Consider the following 3,690-nt stretch of genomic DNA (forward strand, 5'->3'; position numbering starts at 1 on the left):
CCAGGCGGGAGAGGCAACACGAGAAGACGATTGGGATTGCGGCCAGCGGAGAGGCCGGCTCACACCCGCCGGTAGCGCCAGATCCCGTCCGCCCCGGTCTCCCGCGCCAGCTCTCCCGCCGCGACCAGGTGGTTGAGATGGGCCGTCGCCTCGCCCACCGCGAACATCATCTGCTGCCGGTCCAGCGCGCGGTGGAACATCGCCGCCATCAGGTCGGCCACCGTCGCCGGGCCGCGGCAGACCTCGCGGGTCAGGTCCAGGCGCTCGGCGTGGTGCGCCGCCAGCCAGTCGATCCGCTCGACCAGGCCGAAGAAGGGCAGGCCGTGCGAGGGCAGCACCAGCGTCTCCGCCGGCAGTTGCCGCAGCATGGAAAGGCTGCGCAGGAAATCCGCCAGCGGGTCGGCCTCCGGCTCCGACGGCCAGACCGACACGTTCGGGCTGATCTTCGGCAGCACCTGGTCGGCCGAGATCAGGATCCCGCGCTCCGCGTCGTACAGGCAGGCCATCTCGCTGGAATGGCCCTCGCCCACCATCACCCGCCACGGCCGGCCGCCGATCGCGAGCGTGTCGCCGTCGCGGATGCGCCGGGCCGCGACCGGGATCGGCGAGACGCCGCGGCGATAGACGTTGCCGCGCGCCTCCACCATCTCCGCCGCCTCGGGCGGCAGGCCGGAGGCGCGGTAGAAGGCGGCATGGGCGGCGGCCACCTCGGGCCGGTCGTCCGACCAGGTGGCGCGGGCGACGGCGTATTCCGACAGCGTCATGGTCAGCGGCGCCCGGAAGCGCTCGCACAGCCAGCCGGCCAGGCCGATATGGTCCGGATGCATGTGGGTGATCAGCACCCGGCGGATCGGGCGGCCCTGCAGCGGCCCGGCCAGCAGCGTCTCCCAGATCTCGCGCGACACGGCGTTGCCGATGCCGGCGTCGACCAGGGTCCATCCCTCGCCGTCGTCCTGGATCAGCCACAGATTGACGTGGTTCAGCGCCATCGGCAGCGGGAAGCGCAGCCACAAGAGGCCGGGCGCCACCTCCACCGGCACGCCGGGCTCGGGCGCCGTGGGGTGGGGGTATGTGAGGATCGTTGCGTCCATGGCGGGCATCCTCGCGGTGTCCGGCGGCGGCGCCAAGCGATTGTTGCGCAGGGCCGGGCTGTGGCCGCACGCCGGTACAAGATCCGCGGCGCTGGCCGGGGCACATCTGCGGTCCCACCGACAGGAGCCGCCGATGCCCTATGCCCCGATCAACCTGGCCGAGAAATTCGCGCTGTTCACCGACCGGTGGCAGCCGCGCGTGGTGGCCGAGATGAACGAGCTGCAGTTCAAGATCGTCCGGCTGGAGGGCGACTTCCTGTGGCACCACCATCCGGAGACCGACGAAGCGTTCCTGGTGCTGGAGGGCACCCTGCGCCTCGACTTCCGCGACGGCGCGGTGCGGCTCGGCCCCGGCGAGATGTTCGTGGTGCCGCGGGGCGTCGAGCACAAGCCATGCGCCGAAGGCGAGGTCAAGCTGATGCTGATCGAGCCGCGCGGCATCCTCAACACCGGGCACGAGGGCGGGGAGCGGACGGCGGCCAACGATGTGTGGATCTAGACTTGCCATCGCTGCGCTTCAGGTCAGCCGGCGCCGCGTTTGACATTGCCGGGACGCTGCCGTCTCGTTTCCCGGCCCCAAGACCGGGGCGGGAGAGCCATGCAATGACACAAGATCGCGGCGCCAATGCCGCCAGCAACCCGATCGTCGAACGCCGGGCGATCGACCATATCCCCGCAAGCGAGCGCCACGGCCGCCCGTTCAGCCAGTTCACCCTGTGGATCGCCGCCAACCTGCAGATCACCGCGGTGATCACCGGCGCGCTGGCCGTGGTGCTGGGCGGCGACGTGGTGTGGTCGCTGGCCGGCCTGCTGATCGGCCAGGCGCTCGGCGGGGCGGTGATGGCGCTGCACGGCGCCCAGGGGCCGCGCCTCGGCCTGCCGCAGATGATCTCCAGCCGGGTGCAGTTCGGCGTCTGGGGCGCCGCCATCCCGATCGTGCTGGTCTGCGTGATGTATATCGGCTTCTCCGCCACCGGCACCGTGCTGTCGGGCCAGGCGCTGTCGCAGCTGCTGGGCGTCGGCGACGCCGCCGGCATCGTCATCTTCGCCGCCGTGGTCGTGGTGTTCGCGGTGCTGGGCTATCGCGTCATCCACGCCGTCGGCCGGGTGGCCAGCATCGTCGGCGTCATCGCCTTCGCCTACATGTTCGCGCGCCTCCTGGTCGACCAGGACATCGGCGGCCTCCTGGCCAACCAGCATTTCTCGCTGTCGAAGTTCCTGCTGGCGATGTCGCTGTCGGCGTCCTGGCAGATCGCCTACGGCCCCTATGTCGCCGACTACTCCCGCTATTTGCCGGAGGACACGCCGCCGGGCCGGGTGTTCTGGATGGTGTGGCTGGGGTCGGTGATCGGCAGCCAGGTGGCGATGACCTTCGGCGTCTTCGCCGCGGCCCTGGCCGGCGACCGCTTCGGCCACGGCCAGCAGGTGGCCTTCATCGTCGGGCTGGGCGCCACCGGCACCATCGCCGCCCTGCTGTACCTCTCCATCGCCTTCGGCAAGATCACCATCACCACGCTGAACGCCTATGGCAGCGTGATGTCGCTGGCCACTATCGTCAGCGGCTTCCGCGGCAATGCCCGGCTGTCGCAGGCCGGAAAGCTGTTCTACGTGCTGCTGATGATCGCGTTGACGCTATGGCTGGCTTTGGCCGAGCGCGACAGCTTCCTGAAGCAGTTCTCGGCCTTCCTGCTGTTCCTGCTGACCTTCTTCACGCCGTGGAGCGCGATCAACCTGGTCGACTACTACTTCATCAACAAGGAGCAGTACGACATCCGGGCGATCGCCGACCCCGACGGGCGCTACGGCCGCTGGAACGTCGCCGGCATCGCCTGCTACGTCATCGGCGTGCTGGTGCAGATCCCGTTCATCGACACGCCGTTCTACACCGGCGGGCTGGTGGAGTCGCTGGACGGGGTCGACATCTCCTGGATCGTCGGCCTGGTGGTGCCGGCGGTGCTGTACTTCATCACCGCCAAGCGCCACCCCGCCCGGGGCTGACCGCGACCGTCCGGCTGCGCCCCGCTGTTCCGCTGTCGCTGGCGGAACAGCGGGCGGCGTTCGGCTGGCGGCGCGGCGGGCCGGGCGGCCCTACTTCTCGCGACGACACGTTGCGAGCCTCCGATCCATGAGCCACATGCCAACGGCCGACACGGCCATCCTGACCCTCGACGGCGACAGCCTCGGCATCGCCGCCCTGGCGCGCTTCGCCGCCGGCGCCACCCGGCTGGCCCTGTCCGACGCCGCCTGGGACCGGATCGCCGAGGCGCGCGGCATCGTCGACCGCATCGTCGAGGCCGGGGTGCCGGCCTACGGCATCACCACCGGCTTCGGCTCGCAGAAGGACTTCGCCGTCGACCCGCGTCGCGACGCCGCCTTCAACCTCGCCGTCCTGACCGGCCACGCCACCCGCGCCCCCGGCCGCCGCGCGCCGGCCGCGGTGATCCGCGCCGCGCTGGCGATCCAGCTGAACGGCTGGGCCCGCGGCTGGTCCGGCGTGCGCCCGGCGCTGTGCGCGGCGCAGCTGGCCCGCGCCAATGCCGGCGTCGCGCCCGACGTCCGCTACGGCAGTTCGATCGGCGCCTCGGACATCGTCGGCCTG

Annotated in this window: 4 protein-coding genes; 3 read left to right on the forward strand and 1 reads right to left on the reverse strand. The window is 71.1% G+C overall.

Annotation, left to right across the window (positions count from 1 at the left end):
- Window positions 1-59 precede the first annotated feature (59 nt).
- Entirely contained in the window at window positions 60-1,091 is a 1,032-nt protein-coding gene (locus tag P409_RS29295) for an MBL fold metallo-hydrolase (protein WP_034846732.1), read from the reverse strand.
- Here P409_RS29295 and P409_RS29300 point away from each other — a divergent pair.
- From P409_RS29300 to P409_RS29310, 3 genes are all read left to right on the forward strand, one after another.
- The gene (locus P409_RS29300) at window positions 1,090-1,590 is read left to right on the forward strand and encodes a cupin domain-containing protein (protein WP_202964844.1); all 501 of its coding nucleotides are present in this window, start codon (window positions 1,090-1,092) and stop codon (window positions 1,588-1,590) included. The two genes, P409_RS29295 and P409_RS29300, sit on opposite strands and share 2 nt — an antisense overlap.
- Window positions 1,591-1,694: 104 nt before the next feature.
- Window positions 1,695-3,089 carry a purine-cytosine permease family protein gene (locus tag P409_RS29305; RefSeq protein ID WP_052121545.1) on the forward strand — a complete coding sequence of 465 codons (1,395 nt, stop codon included), beginning with the start codon at window positions 1,695-1,697 and terminating at the stop codon, window positions 3,087-3,089.
- A 127-nt stretch (window positions 3,090-3,216) separates the two neighbouring features.
- The coding region (locus P409_RS29310) for an aromatic amino acid lyase (protein WP_161790493.1) at window positions 3,217-3,690 on the forward strand (474 nt) is incomplete at its 3' end.

Origin of the sequence: Inquilinus limosus MP06, from assembly GCF_000767795.1 — a bacterium.
Lineage (GTDB): Bacteria > Pseudomonadota > Alphaproteobacteria > DSM-16000 > Inquilinaceae > Inquilinus > Inquilinus limosus_E.

Excerpts from the sequence above, each read along its gene's own strand:
- P409_RS29300 (WP_202964844.1), top strand. The coding sequence starts at position 1,090 with ATGGCGGGCATCCTCGCGGTGTCCGGCGGCGGCGCCAAGCGATTGTTG.
- P409_RS29295 (WP_034846732.1), bottom strand. The coding sequence starts at position 1,091 with ATGGACGCAACGATCCTCACATACCCCCACCCCACGGCGCCCGAGCCC.
- P409_RS29305 (WP_052121545.1), top strand. The coding sequence starts at position 1,695 with ATGACACAAGATCGCGGCGCCAATGCCGCCAGCAACCCGATCGTCGAA.